13 protein-coding genes are annotated in these 14,559 nt (G+C 64.5%); 9 read left to right on the forward strand and 4 right to left on the reverse strand.

Features of this window, described 5'->3' with window-relative positions; all coding sequences use genetic code 11:
* The first annotated feature begins 142 nt into the window (after positions 1 to 142).
* The 5 genes from lepB to GGQ88_RS07430 all read left to right on the forward strand — a co-directional run bounded on the left by lepB (position 143) and on the right by GGQ88_RS07430 (position 5,193).
* Positions 143 to 994, forward strand: coding sequence for a signal peptidase I (gene lepB / locus GGQ88_RS07410; RefSeq protein ID WP_246385638.1), 852 nt, complete (start codon positions 143 to 145; stop codon positions 992 to 994).
* Entirely contained in the window at positions 949 to 1,665 is a 717-nt protein-coding gene (gene rnc, locus GGQ88_RS07415) for a ribonuclease III (RefSeq protein WP_425490430.1), read from the forward strand. The genes lepB and rnc overlap by 46 nt, the downstream gene beginning before the upstream one ends.
* Before the next feature lie 72 nt (positions 1,666 to 1,737).
* Positions 1,738 to 2,643 (forward strand): GTPase Era, encoded by a 906-nt coding sequence (gene era / locus GGQ88_RS07420; protein ID WP_183612523.1) that lies wholly within the window; start codon positions 1,738 to 1,740, stop codon positions 2,641 to 2,643.
* The gene (locus GGQ88_RS07425; protein ID WP_246385721.1) at positions 2,640 to 3,464 is read left to right on the forward strand and encodes an SGNH/GDSL hydrolase family protein; all 825 of its coding nucleotides are present in this window, start codon (positions 2,640 to 2,642) and stop codon (positions 3,462 to 3,464) included. Before era ends, GGQ88_RS07425 begins: the two co-directional genes overlap by 4 nt.
* 172 nt (positions 3,465 to 3,636) lie before the next feature.
* Positions 3,637 to 5,193: an ArnT family glycosyltransferase gene (locus GGQ88_RS07430; protein ID WP_183612525.1), complete on the forward strand. Its 1,557-nt coding sequence runs from the start codon at positions 3,637 to 3,639 to the stop codon at positions 5,191 to 5,193.
* A gap of 49 nt (positions 5,194 to 5,242) precedes the next feature.
* On the opposite strand, the gene topA is transcribed toward GGQ88_RS07430, so the two are convergent.
* From topA to plsY, 4 genes are all read right to left on the reverse strand, one after another.
* Positions 5,243 to 7,891 (reverse strand): type I DNA topoisomerase, encoded by a 2,649-nt coding sequence (gene topA / locus GGQ88_RS07435; RefSeq protein ID WP_183612526.1) that lies wholly within the window; start codon positions 7,889 to 7,891, stop codon positions 5,243 to 5,245.
* Positions 7,892 to 7,989: 98 nt separating this feature from the next.
* Positions 7,990 to 8,682 (reverse strand): glycerophosphoryl diester phosphodiesterase membrane domain-containing protein, encoded by a 693-nt coding sequence (locus GGQ88_RS07440; RefSeq protein ID WP_183612527.1) that lies wholly within the window; start codon positions 8,680 to 8,682, stop codon positions 7,990 to 7,992.
* Positions 8,683 to 8,701: 19 nt separating this feature from the next.
* Positions 8,702 to 9,814: a DNA-processing protein DprA gene (gene dprA / locus GGQ88_RS07445; RefSeq protein ID WP_183612528.1), complete on the reverse strand. Its 1,113-nt coding sequence runs from the start codon at positions 9,812 to 9,814 to the stop codon at positions 8,702 to 8,704.
* Positions 9,811 to 10,404, reverse strand: a complete 594-nt coding sequence (gene plsY / locus GGQ88_RS07450) for a glycerol-3-phosphate 1-O-acyltransferase PlsY (protein ID WP_183612529.1) — start codon at positions 10,402 to 10,404, stop codon at positions 9,811 to 9,813. The genes dprA and plsY overlap by 4 nt, the downstream gene beginning before the upstream one ends.
* Before the next feature lie 71 nt (positions 10,405 to 10,475).
* On the opposite strand from plsY, the gene murI reads away from it, so the two are divergent.
* The 4 genes from murI to GGQ88_RS07470 all read left to right on the forward strand — a co-directional run bounded on the left by murI (position 10,476) and on the right by GGQ88_RS07470 (position 14,406).
* Positions 10,476 to 11,297 (forward strand): glutamate racemase, encoded by an 822-nt coding sequence (murI, locus tag GGQ88_RS07455; protein ID WP_183612530.1) that lies wholly within the window; start codon positions 10,476 to 10,478, stop codon positions 11,295 to 11,297.
* Positions 11,298 to 11,340: 43 nt separating this feature from the next.
* On the forward strand, positions 11,341 to 12,249 hold the full coding sequence (locus GGQ88_RS07460; RefSeq protein WP_183612531.1) for an MBL fold metallo-hydrolase: 909 nt from the start codon (positions 11,341 to 11,343) through the stop codon (positions 12,247 to 12,249).
* A 139-nt stretch (positions 12,250 to 12,388) separates the two neighbouring features.
* Positions 12,389 to 13,609 carry a 5-aminolevulinate synthase gene (gene hemA, locus GGQ88_RS07465; protein WP_183612532.1) on the forward strand — a complete coding sequence of 407 codons (1,221 nt, stop codon included), beginning with the start codon at positions 12,389 to 12,391 and terminating at the stop codon, positions 13,607 to 13,609.
* A 116-nt stretch (positions 13,610 to 13,725) separates the two neighbouring features.
* A complete protein-coding gene (locus GGQ88_RS07470) occupies positions 13,726 to 14,406 on the forward strand; it encodes a nitroreductase (protein ID WP_183612533.1) in 681 nt (226 codons plus the stop codon).
* Positions 14,407 to 14,559 lie beyond the last annotated feature (153 nt).

Here is a 14,559-nt window from a genome sequence, read left to right on the forward strand (position 1 = left end):
GCGCAATGTGCCGTATGCCCGCTGTCTCGCCGCTCGCCAACCCGCTGTTCATCCACGCGCAAGCTTCGCAGACGTATTTCGGTGCTGTGTTAACACCACAACACACTTGACGAAGGGCAACGCTGGCAACATGACCGCGACGATGAACGACACGCAAGACGTCCCGCCCGCCGTGAACCCGCAGCCGGTCCCGGATGTTCCACCTGCCAAAAAGGAAAAGAAGGAAGACAGCTTCCCGGTTTTCCTGATCAAGCTGGTGCTGGTCGTCGCGATCTTCCGCAGTTTCATCTTCGCACCGTTCAACATCCCGTCGGAGTCGATGCTGCCACGGCTTGAGAACGGGGATTACCTGCTCGCCGCCAAATGGCCGTTCGGCTTCAGCAAGTATTCGCTGCCGTTCAGCGCCCCGCTGATCCCGGGCCGTCTGATTGCCAACCAGCCGACGCGCGGCGATGTGGTGATCTTCAAGGCGCCTCCGGGTAACGACGTCGACTACATCAAGCGCGTGATCGGCCTGCCGGGCGATACCGTGCAGATGACTGGCGGAACGCTGCACCTCAATGGCAAGATCGTCCCCAAGCAGCGCGTGGCCGACTTCGTCATACCCGTCACCCCGAACACCGACTGCCTCTCGCCCGAGTTCGCGGCGACCGAGAAGGACGGCACCGCGACCTGCCACTACCCACAGTATCGCGAGACCCTGCCAGAGGGCCGGAGCTACAACGTGCTCGACCTCGGCTATCGTCCACAGGACGACACCGCGGCGATTGTCGTACCGGAAGGCCAGATGTTCCTGATGGGCGACAATCGCGACAACTCGATGGATAGCCGATTCCCCGCCGTGGAAGGCGGCGGCATCGGTCTCGTTCCGCAGGAAAACCTCGTCGGCCGCGCCACGATTATGATGTGGTCGACTGATGGCAGCGCCAACTGGTTCCTGCCGTGGACCTGGTTTACCGCCGCGCGTTGGAACCGGATCGGAGGCACGTTCTGAGCAAGCTGTCGGCCGAGGCAGCGGCGTACCTCACGCAGCTGACCGGCACCGCGCCCACGCGTGACGATCTGTGGGCCGATGCGCTAACGCACGGCTCGATGGGTGAGGCGCGTGATTACCAGCGGCTCGAGTTCCTCGGTGACCGCGTCCTCGGCCTCGTCATCGCCGAATGGCTTCATGAAAAGAGCGATGCCGCCGAAGGCAAGCTGTCACAACGCCTCAATGCGCTGGTCAGCCGCGAGACTTGCGCCGACGTTGCCCGCGCGATCGACCTGCCCACGCATATCCGCCTCGGCAAGCAGGCCCGCGACGATGGTGGGGCGAAAAGCGACAACATTCTGGGCGACGTGATGGAGTCCCTGATCGGCGCGCTGTTCGTCGAACGTGGGTTTGAGGCAGCGCGCGCGTTCGTGCGCAAGCTATGGGACAGGCCGATGGTATCAGGCACCGGCCAGCGCAAACACCCCAAGGCAGCGCTGCAGGAATGGGCAGCCGGCAATCGCCGCAAGCCGCCCGTCTACAGCCTCGTCCAGCGCGAAGGCCCGGATCACGCCGCCAAATTCACCGTCTGCGTCGAAGTCAGCGGCGTTGGTTCAAGCACCGCGCGCGGATCGAGCAAGCAGGAAGCTGAAACCGCTGCAGCGCTCGCCTTCATGCAGGCGTACGGCTAAGGGCGTTCGCCCTTCACGGCAGGCACTGCTTGCCGTAGAGACCACCTGACTTACAGATAGAGATCCTCACGCATGACCGACAAATGTGGCCTCGTGGCCGTTCTGGGCGCGCCGAACGCCGGCAAATCCACCCTCGTGAACTCGCTGGTGGGCCAGAAGGTGGCAATCGTCTCGGCCAAGGCGCAGACCACCCGCGCGCGGCTGATGGGCATCGCCCTTGAAACCGTGGGCGAGGACCGCGCACAGATCATCCTGGCCGATACCCCCGGCCTGTTCGAACCCAAGCGCCGCCTCGATCGCGCGATGGTCAGCGCTGCATGGGACGGCGCGCAGGAAGCCGACGCGATCCTGCTCGTCGTCGATGCGCGCAAGAAGCGCCGCGACTATCTCGAATCCATCCTGGCCAGCCTCAAGGATCGCCCCGAGCGCAAGATTCTCGTGCTCAACAAAGTCGACCAGACGCCAAAGGAACCGCTGCTGATCGCGGCCGAGGAACTGAGCGCAGACGGCGCATTCGAGGAAGTGTTCTTCGTCTCGGCGCTGACCGGCGACGGCGTACCCGAACTCAAGCAGCGGCTTGCCGCGTTGATGCCCGAAACCGCGTGGCACTACCCCGAGGATCAGGTGTCCGACGCCAGCGAACGCCTGCTCGCCGCCGAAATCACCCGCGAACAACTCTACCGCCAGCTCCACGACGAACTCCCTTACGACAGCACCGTCCGCCCGGAAAAATACGTGCATCGCAAGGACGGCTCGCTCGAAATCCATCAGCAGATCGTGATCTCGCGCGAGAGTCAGCGCCCGATCGTCCTCGGCAAGGGCGGCTCGAAGATCAAGGCCATCGGCGAGGCATCGCGCAAGGAACTGGCGCAATTGCTCGACACCAAGGTCCACCTTTTCCTCCACGTCAAGGTCGACGAACGCTGGGCCGATGCCAAGGAAATCTACGAGGAAATCGGGCTCGAGTGGGTGAAATGATCAGGCTGGGATGGGCGCTGGCGGTTTGCGCGTTGCTCGCCCCGGTGGCCAGCAGCGCCCGCCCGCCAAAGCTGGCGGAAGGCGCGCGCTACGTTGCCATGGGCAGTTCGTTTGCAGCCGGACCGGGCGTTGGCCCGACCACCCCGGGCACGCCTGCGCGCTGTGGCCGCGGCACACTCAACTACCCCAATCTGGTAGCGGCAAAGTTTAAGCTGAAGTTGGTCGATGCAACCTGCAGCGGTGCGACTACCGAACATGTTCTTGGGCCTTGGTCGGAACTTCCCCCGCAGATCGAGAGCGTGGATGCTGCAACCAAGCTCGTCACGATCACCATCGGCGGCAATGACGTCGCCTTTGTCGGCAATATCTCTGCCGCGCTGTGCGAACAGGCTCCCACGCCTGACACGCGCTGCGGCCGATGGCGGACCGCGACCGAAGCCGAATGGCAGGGCGACGAAGAGCGTATGCGCAAGATCGTGCGCGAAGTCCGTCGTCTTGCACCCGATGCACGGATCGTGCTGGTCGATTACATCACCGTCCTTCCCGCCGCCGGCAAATGCCCGGCGCTGCCGATCTCGGATGAGCGCCTGACCGAGAGCAGGGCAGCAGCAAAGCGGCTCGCCGGCATCACGGCAAAGGTCGCGCGCGATGAAGGTGCCGAGTTGCTCCGCTTCTCGGAAACCTCGCGGCGTCACGCGCCCTGCTCTCCCAAACCCTGGAGCAACGGCTCGGTCGCTCTCCCCGGCGACGGCATCCCGATTCACCCGAGCCGATTAGGGCACGAAGCTGCCGCGAAATCTCTCGCACGACTGTTGCGCTGACGATACAAATTCGCTTTGTCGCTTGCACGGGGCGCCTTGCCTTGCCATGCTGCAGCGCAGCACGGTTCGCGCTGTCTGGAAGGCTTTCGTTCAGGTAGCGCAAGCCAAGTTTGAATTAAGGTAACGGGCGCACTGCTCGTAAACGTCATGGGCGTCGCGGACGGAGCGGTTGATGAGTGAACTCGGCGGTGTTGCAAGGGTGAGCGCCGCCCACTCTATTCCGGCAATCTCGATGCCAGTGCGCGCCGCGGCCGCACTGCATCCGGTCAAGATTCCCGATTGGTTGGCAACCGCACTTGCCTACCTCGGCCTCGCTTTGCTGACACGCTGGTTCCTCATCGGCAATCCGGTAATCCACATAGACGAGCAGTTTTATCTGTTCGTCGCCGAACGCATGCGCGACGGCGCGCTGCCCTATGTCGACATCTGGGATCGCAAGCCGATTGGGCTGTTCCTGGTCTATGAAGCGCTGGCGGCAATACCCGGGGATCCGGTCATTGCCTATCAGGCCGGCGCAATTGCCGCCACTGTCGCCACCGCGATGGTCATCGCGCGCCTCGCGCGCGAAATCGCGTCGCCCGCCGCCGCGTGGCAGGCAGGCATGGCCTATGTCCTGTTCATGCCCGCGTTCAATTCCGGCATGGGACAGGCGCCCACATTCTACAACCTGCTCGTGGCACTCGCCGCACTCGGCGTGGTGGAGACAGTCAAGCTACCCGAAAGCCGCGCGCTGATCTGGCGCGGCGCTGGCGTGATGCTGCTGATCGGCTGCGCGATGCAGATCAAGTATACCGTGATGTTCGAGGGCATCGCCTTTGGACTGCTGCTGCTGGGACGCGGGTACGCCGATGTCTGGACATGGCGCCGTCTGGCCGCAGTGGCCGCGATATGGATCACCGCGGCCCTCCTGCCGACGCTCGCTGCGGTCGCCTGGTACGCGCAGGCCGGCCATCTGGATGAATTCGTCTATGCCAACTTCGTCTCGATCTTCTCGCGCGAATCAGACGGCTGGAAGGCCCCGTGGCGCCTGACCAAGGAGATGGCAGCGCTGATCCCGTTCTGGCTGGCGATCTTCCGCGCGCCCAAGCTGTTCGACACCACGGGCGGCACTCATCCGCGCTCGCGCAGCGTGCTGGTCATCTGGTGCGGCACGGCCTGTCTCGGCTTCCTGCTGTTCGGCACGTGGTACGATCACTACGTCGCACCGCTGCTGGTCCCGCTCTCGGTGCTTGCCGCGCCTGCGCTCGCCCGCGCTGTGCGGTCGGAGCGCCACATCGGCCGCTTCCTGCTTGGCTTCGGCGCGCTGGCCAGCCTTGCGGTCCCCTTTTGGCAGGTCCGCAGCCACGGAACCGCCAGCCAGTTCGCCGAGATGAATGCCCTGATCGCGCACGAGATGCACGGCGGTTGCCTCTACATCTACGAGGGTGAACTGGCGTTCTACCGCACGCTTAACACCTGCCTGCCAACCACCCGCATTTTCCCAAACCACCTCAACACCTTCGTTGAAGCGCCGGCGATCGGCGTCGATCCGGTCACCGAAGTGCGCAAAGTGCTGGCGTCTCGGCCCGACGTGGTACTGATGCGCGCGGGTCGCCCCTACCTGCCCAATAGGGAAACACGCCGCGTCGTCACTGCCAGCTTGGCACAGGACTACGAACGCTTCGCCACATATACGCTCGGCACTTGGGAATACTGGCTATTCCGCCCGCGTCGGGCTCAGCAGCGCTGAGCCCACGGCCCGCTTCTCATGGGCCTGTCGCAGGACGCGCGCCGCCCTTTTACTCGGCTTTGGCGACAACCTTCTTGGGCACAGCCTTCTTCGCCGCCGTTTTCTTTGTCGGGGCCTTCTTAGGCGCAGTCGTCTTTGCCCCGTCCTCGGCGGCAGCCTTCTTCGGCGCCGCCTTCTTCGCTGCAGGCTTCTTCGCGGCGGCCTTCTTGGCCGGAGCCTTTTTCTTGCCCTTGGGCGGACCCTTGGCGGCGCGCTCATCGATCAGCGCGATCGCCTCTTCCAGCGTCAAAGCCTCGGGCTGCTTGTCCTTGGGCAGTGTCGCATTGGTCGTACCATCGGTGACATAAGGACCGTAACGCCCCGCCATCAGCTTGATCTCGCCACCCGAAGTCGGATGCGGCCCGAAGGTGTTGAGCGGTTCTGCCGCTGCACGATTGCCGCGACCGCCACCGGCGGCCGCTGCCGCCAGATGCATCACCGCCGCATTCATGCCAGTCTCGAACACCTCGGCCGTGGTCTTGAGCCGCGCATACTTGCCATCATGTGCCAGATAAGGCCCGTAACGCCCGATGCTTGCCGTGATCGGATTGCCGGACTCCGGATGCGTACCAACCTCGCGCGGCAACCCAAGCAGCTTCAGCGCCCACTCCAGATCAAGTTCGCCAATGTCCTTGGGGATCGAAGCGCGCTTGGCTTCCTTGCCATCGCCCAGTTGCACGTACGGTCCGAACCGGCCGGTCTTGCGCGCCACGTCCAGGCCCGTCACCGGGTCCTTGCCGAGCACGCCATCGTCATCGCCGCCTTCGCCATCGGCCCCGCCGGGCTGCGCGAACTTGCGGGTAAACTTGCACTCGGGATAATTCGAACACGCCACAAATGCTCCGTAACGTCCGCCACGCAGCGAGAGGCGTCCTGCCTCGCACTTGGGGCACAGACGCGGATCGGTGCCGTCCTCACGCGGCGGAAACAGATAGTCGGAGAGGAATTCGTCGAGCTCAGCCGTGACCTCGCTCGGCTTCTTCTCCATCACCTCGTCGGACTTCGGCTTGAAATCGCGCCAGAAGTCGGCAAGCACGGTCTTCCATTCAGCGCGCCCACCCGAAACATCGTCGAGTTCTTCCTCCATCCCGGCGGTGAATTCATAGGCGACGTAGCGCGGGAAAAACCGTTCTAGAAATGCCGTGAGAAGTCGCCCAGACTCCTCTGCAAAGAAACGGTTCTTCTCGATCCTGACGTAGTTGCGGTCCTTCAGCACCTGCAGTGTCGAGGCGTACGTCGAAGGCCGCCCAATCCCCAGTTCCTCAAGCCGCTTGACCAGGCTTGCCTCGGAATAGCGCGGCGGTGGCTGGGTGAAGTGCTGCGTGGCGTCGACGCCGCGCTTGGCCGGGGTATCGCCCTTTGCCATCGCGGGGAGCAGACCGCTCTCGTCATCATCACCCTCGGCTTTCTGGTCGCGGCCTTCCTCGTAGACCGCCAAAAAGCCGGGGAACTTGATCACCTGCCCCGTCGCGCGCATCTCATGCTTGCCCGTCCCGTCACGCAACGTGATGGTAGTGCGCTCGATGTTGGCAGAGGCCATTTGGCTCGCCATCGCGCGCTTGTAGATCAGGTCGTAGAGCCGCGCCTCGTCACCCGAACCGTACTTGTCCTTGGTGAAATCGGTGGGCCGGATCGCCTCGTGCGCTTCCTGCGCGTTCTTGGCCTTGGTCTCATAATGACGCGGCTTTTCAGGTAGATAGTGCCCGTCGTAGCGGTCCGAGATCGCCTTGCGCGCCTCCGAAATCGCGCTCGGGTCCATCTGCACGCCATCGGTACGCATGTAGGTGATCGCGCCCGCTTCATACAGCGTCTGCGCCACGCGCATGGCATGGCTGGCCGAGAAGCCGAGCTTGCGCGAAGCTTCCTGCTGCAGGGTCGAGGTCGTGAACGGCGGGTACGGATTGCGGCGGGTCGGTTTGGTCTCGACCTCCTCGACACGGAACGTTGCCGCCTCGACCAGCGCCTTGGCCTTCATCGCCGCGCCTTCGTCGCCGAGCGTCAGCTTTTCGAGCTTTTCGCCCTCGAATCGCACCAGGCGCGCCGCAAATTCGGTGCCGGTGTGCTCCATGCGGGCAACGACCGACCAGTATTCCTGCGAACGGAAGGCTTCGATCTCGCGCTCACGCTCGACGATCAGGCGCAGCGAAACCGACTGCACGCGACCCGCTGACTTCGCGCCCGGCAGCTTGCGCCACAGCACAGGCGAAAGCGTGAACCCGAACAGGTAGTCCAGTGCGCGCCGGGCAAGGTAGGCATCGATCAGGTCCTGATCCAGCTCGCGCGGGCGCTTCATCGCGTCGGTCACCGTTTGCTTGGTGATCGCGTTGAACGTGACCCGCTCGACCTCCTTGGGCAGGACTTTACGCTTCTTGAGCAGCTCGCGAACGTGCCACGAGATCGCCTCGCCCTCGCGGTCAGGGTCGGTCGCGAGGATCAGACGGTCAGCAGTCTTGGCCGCATCGGTGATGGCCTTCACGCGCGACGCCTTGTCGCCGTACATCTCCCAGTCCATCGCGAAGTCCTCGTCCGGACGGACCGACCCGTCCTTGACCGGCAGGTCGCGGATGTGGCCGTAGGAGGCCAGAACCTTGTACCCCGGCCCCAGATACTTTTCGATGGTCTTGGCCTTGGCCGGGGATTCTACGATGACAAGCTGCATGGCGGTTTTAAGCAGTCCTTACGTGTACGTGTACGCGAGGGTGGCGGCGACGAAGCGGGTTCGTCAAGCGGCGTGCGTCAACAATCTTGGGCGGAGGGTCAGCCGAACACGTCCTCGTACTGCGCCCCGCTGCCCGCAAGAGCGCGATAGATGGCGATGGCTATGAGGTTGCCGACCAGGCCGATTGCGACCGAGGCAAGATTGACGACGAACGGCATGATGACGCCAACCGAACCGGTCCCGGCCACCGCCTCGTCCGGCAGGCCTCCCAATTCTCCAGCCATGGCGGCGACGAAGATCAGCGCCACGATGCTCAGGAAGTATACCACGTAGACGCTGGCAAGTGACCACACGCTATCCTTGGTCCGCTCCCAACTCTCGGACATGGCCTCGGTCGTACCCCGACCTTCGGCGACGATCAGCGGCGTGACCATCGACCAGCGCGCCATGCAATAGATGCCGGGAACGATCAGCACCAGGAACGCAAGCCCAATGCCCAGCGATGTCAGGATCGATGCACCGAACAGCGACCCATACGATCGACCGCTGCTGACCTGAAGCGATTCACCGCGCAGGATCGTTTCGACGACGTGATAGCTGACGAAAAAGCTGAGGATCGAACCCATGATGTTCGCCAAGGCCTCACCACTGCCTGCCAGCGCGATGTCGAGCCCGGTCATTACCGCAGCCAGAAAACCTGCCGCGACGACCCAGACGCGCGCGTAGCGCAGCCCCAGATCGCCGACGTCGCCGAAGATCGCCGCCGCACTGACTTTACCGTGCTCGTTCATCGATACCCCCAAAGCAAATTCACCCCGCCAGCGACACCCGGCCACCCGCGTGGCGCACCAACTTGCCCGCCAGTTCCATCTCGAGCAGCGCCATCTGCACCGCCCCTGCCTCAGCCCCGCTCTGCCGGATAACCTCGTCGACCGCTACCGGCGCAAGCCCGAGCAATCCAGCGATGTCGGCCGGCTCATCCACCCCTCCGCTCGCAAAATCCTCACCACTTTCGCGAAACGTTGAACGGGGACGACCTTCGAAGCCGACAAGTAGTTCCACGACATCATCAGGCGACTGCACCAGAATCGCCCCCTCGCGGATCAGCTGGTTGCACCCTTGCGACCGCGTATCGAGGGGCGAACCCGGTATCGCCATGACCTCGCGCCCCGCTTCCGCCGCAAGCCGCGCGGTGATGAGCGAACCCGACCTTGGCGCAGCCTCGACCACCAGCGTGCCCGTGGCCAGCCCGGCAATGATCCGGTTGCGATGCGGGAAGTGTCGCGCGAGTGGCTCGGTCCCCGGCGGCATCTCGGCGATCAGCAGCCCCTGCGTCGCGACTTGCTCCTGAAGTTCGGCATTTTCGGGCGGATAGGTGATGTCGATCCCGCTGGCGATGACGCCGACCGTGCCCCCGCCCTGATCCATCCCCGTCAGCGCTCCGCGATGCGCCGCCGAATCGATGCCGCGCGCCAGTCCGGAAACGATCACGTAACCCCTGCCAGCCAGCGCGCCCGCAAAGTCCCGTGAGAGCTTCACTGCCGCCGCCGAAGCATTGCGCGCGCCCACCACGGCTACCGATGGCCGCGCCAGTAGTGCGGTATCGCCGCGCACAGTCAGGATCGGCGGCGGCGCTTCGAGCGACGCCAGCAAGGCCGGGTAATCCGGGCTATCATGGAACAGGTATCGCCCGCCTGTCGCACGCAGCGCCGCAACCTCGGCCTCGATCCGCTCCACCTTGGCAGGCCGATAGGGCGCGCCGCCTCGCGCTGCCAGATCGGGCAAAGCGTCCAGTGCCGCCCCCGCGGTGCCGAAGCGGCGCAGCAACTGGTTGTAGCTGACCGGCCCGATGTTGGGTGATCGCAGCAAGCGTATCCGCGCAAAAGCCTCATCACGCGTCAGCGCGGGCGGGGCGGCAGTCACTTCTTGCTACCGACCCTCGGCTCCGTCCCGGCGCGCAGCCGTGCGATATTCTCGCGGTGGAGCGACACCACGAGCAGCGCGAGCAGCGCCAGCACCGGCACGTATGGCGCATACCCCAGCACCGCCGCCGCGACCGGCGCGATCACCGCCGCGCACATTCCGCCAAGCGACGAAATCCGGCTGATCGCCAGCACGCCCAGCCAGGTCACCGCATAAGCCAGCCCAATCGGCCATGCGAGCCCCAGCGACACGCCCATCAGCGTCGCCACGCCCTTGCCGCCCTTGAACTTCAGCCACACCGGGAAGCAGTGCCCCAGTACCACCGCCAGCGCAGCGATGCCTTCATTTCCCGTCAGCAGGTGCCGCGCGATCAGCACCGCCGCCAGCCCCTTGCCCAGATCGAGCAGCAGCGTCGCCGCCGCCAGCCCCTTCTTGCCGGTACGCAGCACATTGGTCGCGCCGATGTTGCCCGATCCGATCGAGCGGAGGTCGCCCGCGCCGGTCAGCCGGGTAAGGATCAGGCCGAAGGGGATCGACCCCAGCAGATAGCCGACGAGAAGAGCGATAATCGTGTCCACAAGCGCCATCATACGCAACCCGGTGGCAAAAGCGAAAGAGGCGACTTTCCATTTTGCCGCCAATCCCGATACAAGTCCCGGCAATGACGCAAATCGATCCCCATGAGACAGTCGATCCGACCGCCCCCGTCCTGCTTTTCGACTCCGGCGTCGGCGGCCTCTCGGTCCTCGCCAAGCTGCGCGCGATCCTACCGCAAGCGCCGGTGATCTACGTCGCCGACAACGCCGGGCTGCCCTATGGCGACAAGACCGAAGCCCAGATCGCCGCGCGCGTCTCGGGCCTGCTCGGACGCCTGACCGAGCGCTTGCGCCCGCGTCTCGTGTGCATCGCCTGCAACACCGCCTCGACCATCGCGCTGGCCTCGGTGCGCGAAGTCCTCGAAGTGCCCATCGTCGGCACCGTCCCCGCGATCAAACCCGCCGCCGCGATGACGCGAACCGGTGTCATCGGCCTGCTCGGCACCGCCGCCACCATCCGCCAGAGCTACGTCGACCGCCTCGAAGCCGAATTCGCCGCCGACAAGCTGCTCCTGCGCCATGGCGCACCCGAACTCGTCGCTGCTGCCGAGGCCAAGCTGCGTGGCGATCCGGTCGATCCGGCGGTGTATGCCCGCGCTGCCGACGCTCTGCGCGCCCAGCCCGGCGGCGACCGGATCGACACCGTCGTGCTCGCCTGCACGCATTTCCCGCTGATCGAGGCCGAATTACGCGTCGCCTTCGGCCCCGGCGTAGCCTTCGTCGATGGCTCTGACGGAATCGCGCGACGCATCGCCTTTCTGACCGATGGCCAGCCCTGGCACCGCAACAAACCCGATCTTGCGCTGTTCACCCGTGGCGGAATCGAAGTGGACCGGCTAGACTCGGTCCTTGCAGCGCACGGACTGGCCGAAGTGGCGCTGTTCTGAAAGGGGTGCCACGCACTCCGGCACCGGGCATGGGGGCCCATTGATGAGTAGATTTTCCAAGGCGTTGATCGTCCTGCTCCTGTTGCTGGGCGCAGGCTATTACTGGCTGCTGGTCGATGACGGCCCAGCCAGTGCGCCGATCCGCACGATCGACATCGCGCAAGTGCGCAAGGCCGCAGTTGCGCTCCCCGGCGACAGACCCATCGCGCTCGAATATGCGGTCATCGCCACGCGCCGGGTCCCGGGCGCGCTGCTCGCTGCCGGAACCGGGCTGCGCCAGATCACCACCGGCGTCATGGCGTGGCGCATCGCTACCCCGCGCGGTGGCATCGTCGTCGACAGCGGGCTGTCACCGGCCGATGCCAAGCGCATGGGCTACACCCTTTACGACAAGCGCGCCGAAGCGCTGGTCGGGCGCTGGATGGACGATGCCGAACTGATCATGTTCACCCACGAACACATCGATCACGTCGGCGGGTTCCTCGATCGTCCGCACTTCGAGAACGTCGCCGCCAAGGCTGTGCTATCGGCAGGCATCGTCCAGGGCATGACCGCACTGTGGCGCGAAAACGCGCAATCGCTGCCGACACCGCGCACGCTAGCGCCGATCGAGCCGATCGCACCGGGCGTCGTGCTGATCCAGACGCCCGGCCACACGCCGGCCTCGCAGATGATCTACGTCCAGCTGCAGAATGGCCGGGAATACCTGTTCGCCGGAGACACCGCGTCGCTGGCCAACAACGTGATTCTGAAGCGGCCACGCGCCCGCCTCCTGACCGACTGGGTGGTCAAGGAAGATCGCGTCGCAACGCTCGGCTGGATCGAGGGCCTCAACGCCTTGCGCAGCAAGAACGAGAAGATCGTGATCATCCCCTCGCACGATCCCGAATGGATCGCAGCCACGGCCCAGCGTGACGGTTTCACCGCCGCCAGCACCCAACCAGGTCCCTAACGACGCAAATAGGCCATGCGCCTCAAATGACGCTGGAATTGCTGGCACAACAGGCGTAGAAGCCACCCGTTCGCCGGTGGGCCCCCAGGGATCGGGTCTCAGGGACAGCAATGTCCTTGTTTGAGGAAGGAGCGGCGGGGTGAATTACGATCAGGTTTTCGATTCAGCTATCGAGCGTTTGCACTCGGAAGGCCGCTACCGCGTTTTCATCGACATCCTGCGCAACAAGGGAGCCTATCCCAACGCGCGCTGCTTTGCCGGACACAACGGACCCAAGCCGATCACGGTGTGGTGCTCGAACGACTATCTTGCCATGGGCCAACACCCCAAGGTGATCGAGGCGATGGAAGAGGCGCTGCACAATGTTGGCGCGGGCTCGGGCGGCACGCGCAACATCGGCGGCAACACCCACTACCACATCCAGCTTGAAGGTGAACTCGCCGACCTCCACGGCAAGGATGGCGCGCTGCTGTTCACCTCGGGCTACGTCTCGAACGACGCGACGCTGTCCACCCTCGCCAAGATCCTGCCGGGCTGCGTCATCTTCTCGGACGAACTCAACCATGCCTCGATGATTGCGGGCATCCGCAATTCGGGCGCCGAAAAGAAGGTGTTCCGTCACAACGACGTCGAGCATCTCGAGGAACTGCTCGCCGAAACCGATCCATCGGTGCCCAAGCTTATCGCGTTCGAATCGGTCTACTCGATGGATGGCGACGTCGCTCCGATCCACGCGATCTGCGACCTTGCCGAAAAGTATAACGCGCTCACCTACATCGACGAAGTCCACGCGGTGGGGATGTACGGCCCGCGCGGCGGCGGCATCACCGATCGCGATCAGGCCGCGCACCGCATCGACATCATCGAAGGCACGCTGGGCAAGGCGTTCGGCGTGATGGGTGGCTACATCGCCGCCGACACACGGATCATCGACGTGATCCGCTCCTACGCTCCCGGCTTCATCTTCACGACCTCGCTCTCGCCGGTGCTCGTCGCAGGCGTGCTCGCCAGCGTCCGCCACCTCAAGTCGTCGAGCGTCGAACGCGAAGGCCAACAGGCTTCGGCCGCCTTCCTCAAGAAGTCGCTTGCCGACGCGGGCCTGCCGGTCATGCCGTCGACCACGCACATCGTGCCGCTGATGGTCGGTGATCCGATTCGCGCCAAGAAGATCGCCGATATTCTGCTCGCCGAATACGGCGTCTACGTGCAGCCGATCAACTACCCGACCGTGCCGCGCGGCACCGAACGCCTGCGCTTTACCCCCGGCCCATCGCACACCGAAGCGATGATGACCGAGCTGACCGAGGCGCTGGTCGAGATCTGGCAGCGCATGGAACTGGAACTGCAGCAGGCGGCGTAGACTTACACGACGCACCAACCAAAAAGCCCTCCCCTTGCCGGAGGGCTTTTTTGGTTCGGCTTGCCATTCCCGATCCGCGCGCTAACCTTAACCGGGCAGTTAATTCGGGAGACGGCATGGCAGCGCAGACTTACGACGAGGTTGTCCTCGGACGCCGCTCGATCCGCGGCTATCTCGACAAACCCGTCCCGCGTGAACTGATCACGGAAATCCTCGCGCTCGCGCTGCGCACGCCGACGTCGATGAACACCCAGCCCTGGCACTTCCATGTCATCACTGGCGAGCCGCTGGACCGGATCCGCAAGGGCAACACCGAACGCATCCTCGCAGGTGAACCCGATTCACGCGAATTCCGCCGTGGCGAGGCCTTCGCAGGCGTTCATCGCGAACGGCAGGTCCACGTCGCCAAGCAACTTTTCAGCGCGATGGCCATCGCCCGCGACGATCCGGCCGCGCGACAGGACTGGGTGCTGCGTGGCTTCCGCCAGTTCGACGCCCCGGTCTGCGTGATCGTCACCTACGACCGCGAACTCTCGGGCAGCGACGACACGGCCTTCGATTGCGGCGCGGTCACCACCGCATTGGTCAACGCAGCATGGTCGCGCGGCCTGGGCTGCGTGATCAACTCACAGGGCATCATGCAATCCCCGGTGGTGCGCGAACACGCCGCGATTCCCGACGATCAGGTGATCATGAAAGCGGTCGCGCTCGGCTGGCCCGACCCGGACTTTCCGGCGAACGCGGTGGTCAGCGAGCGCAAGAGCGTGGATGATGCGGCACGGTTCGTGGGGTTCTGAAAAACAAAAGCCCGAAATTGTTTCGCGCAGAGGCGCGGAGGAAGCGGAGAGCGCGGAGATGTAGTGCTGGCGGCAAGGCCGCTCTCCCAATCGGCGTCGATCTTGAGGCGCGGTTGGCGGAGTATTTGGCTAGGAGGCTGTGTTGCCCAGACC

Origin of the sequence: Novosphingobium hassiacum, from assembly GCF_014196055.1 — a bacterium.
Taxonomy (GTDB): Bacteria; Pseudomonadota; Alphaproteobacteria; order Sphingomonadales; family Sphingomonadaceae; genus Novosphingobium; species Novosphingobium hassiacum.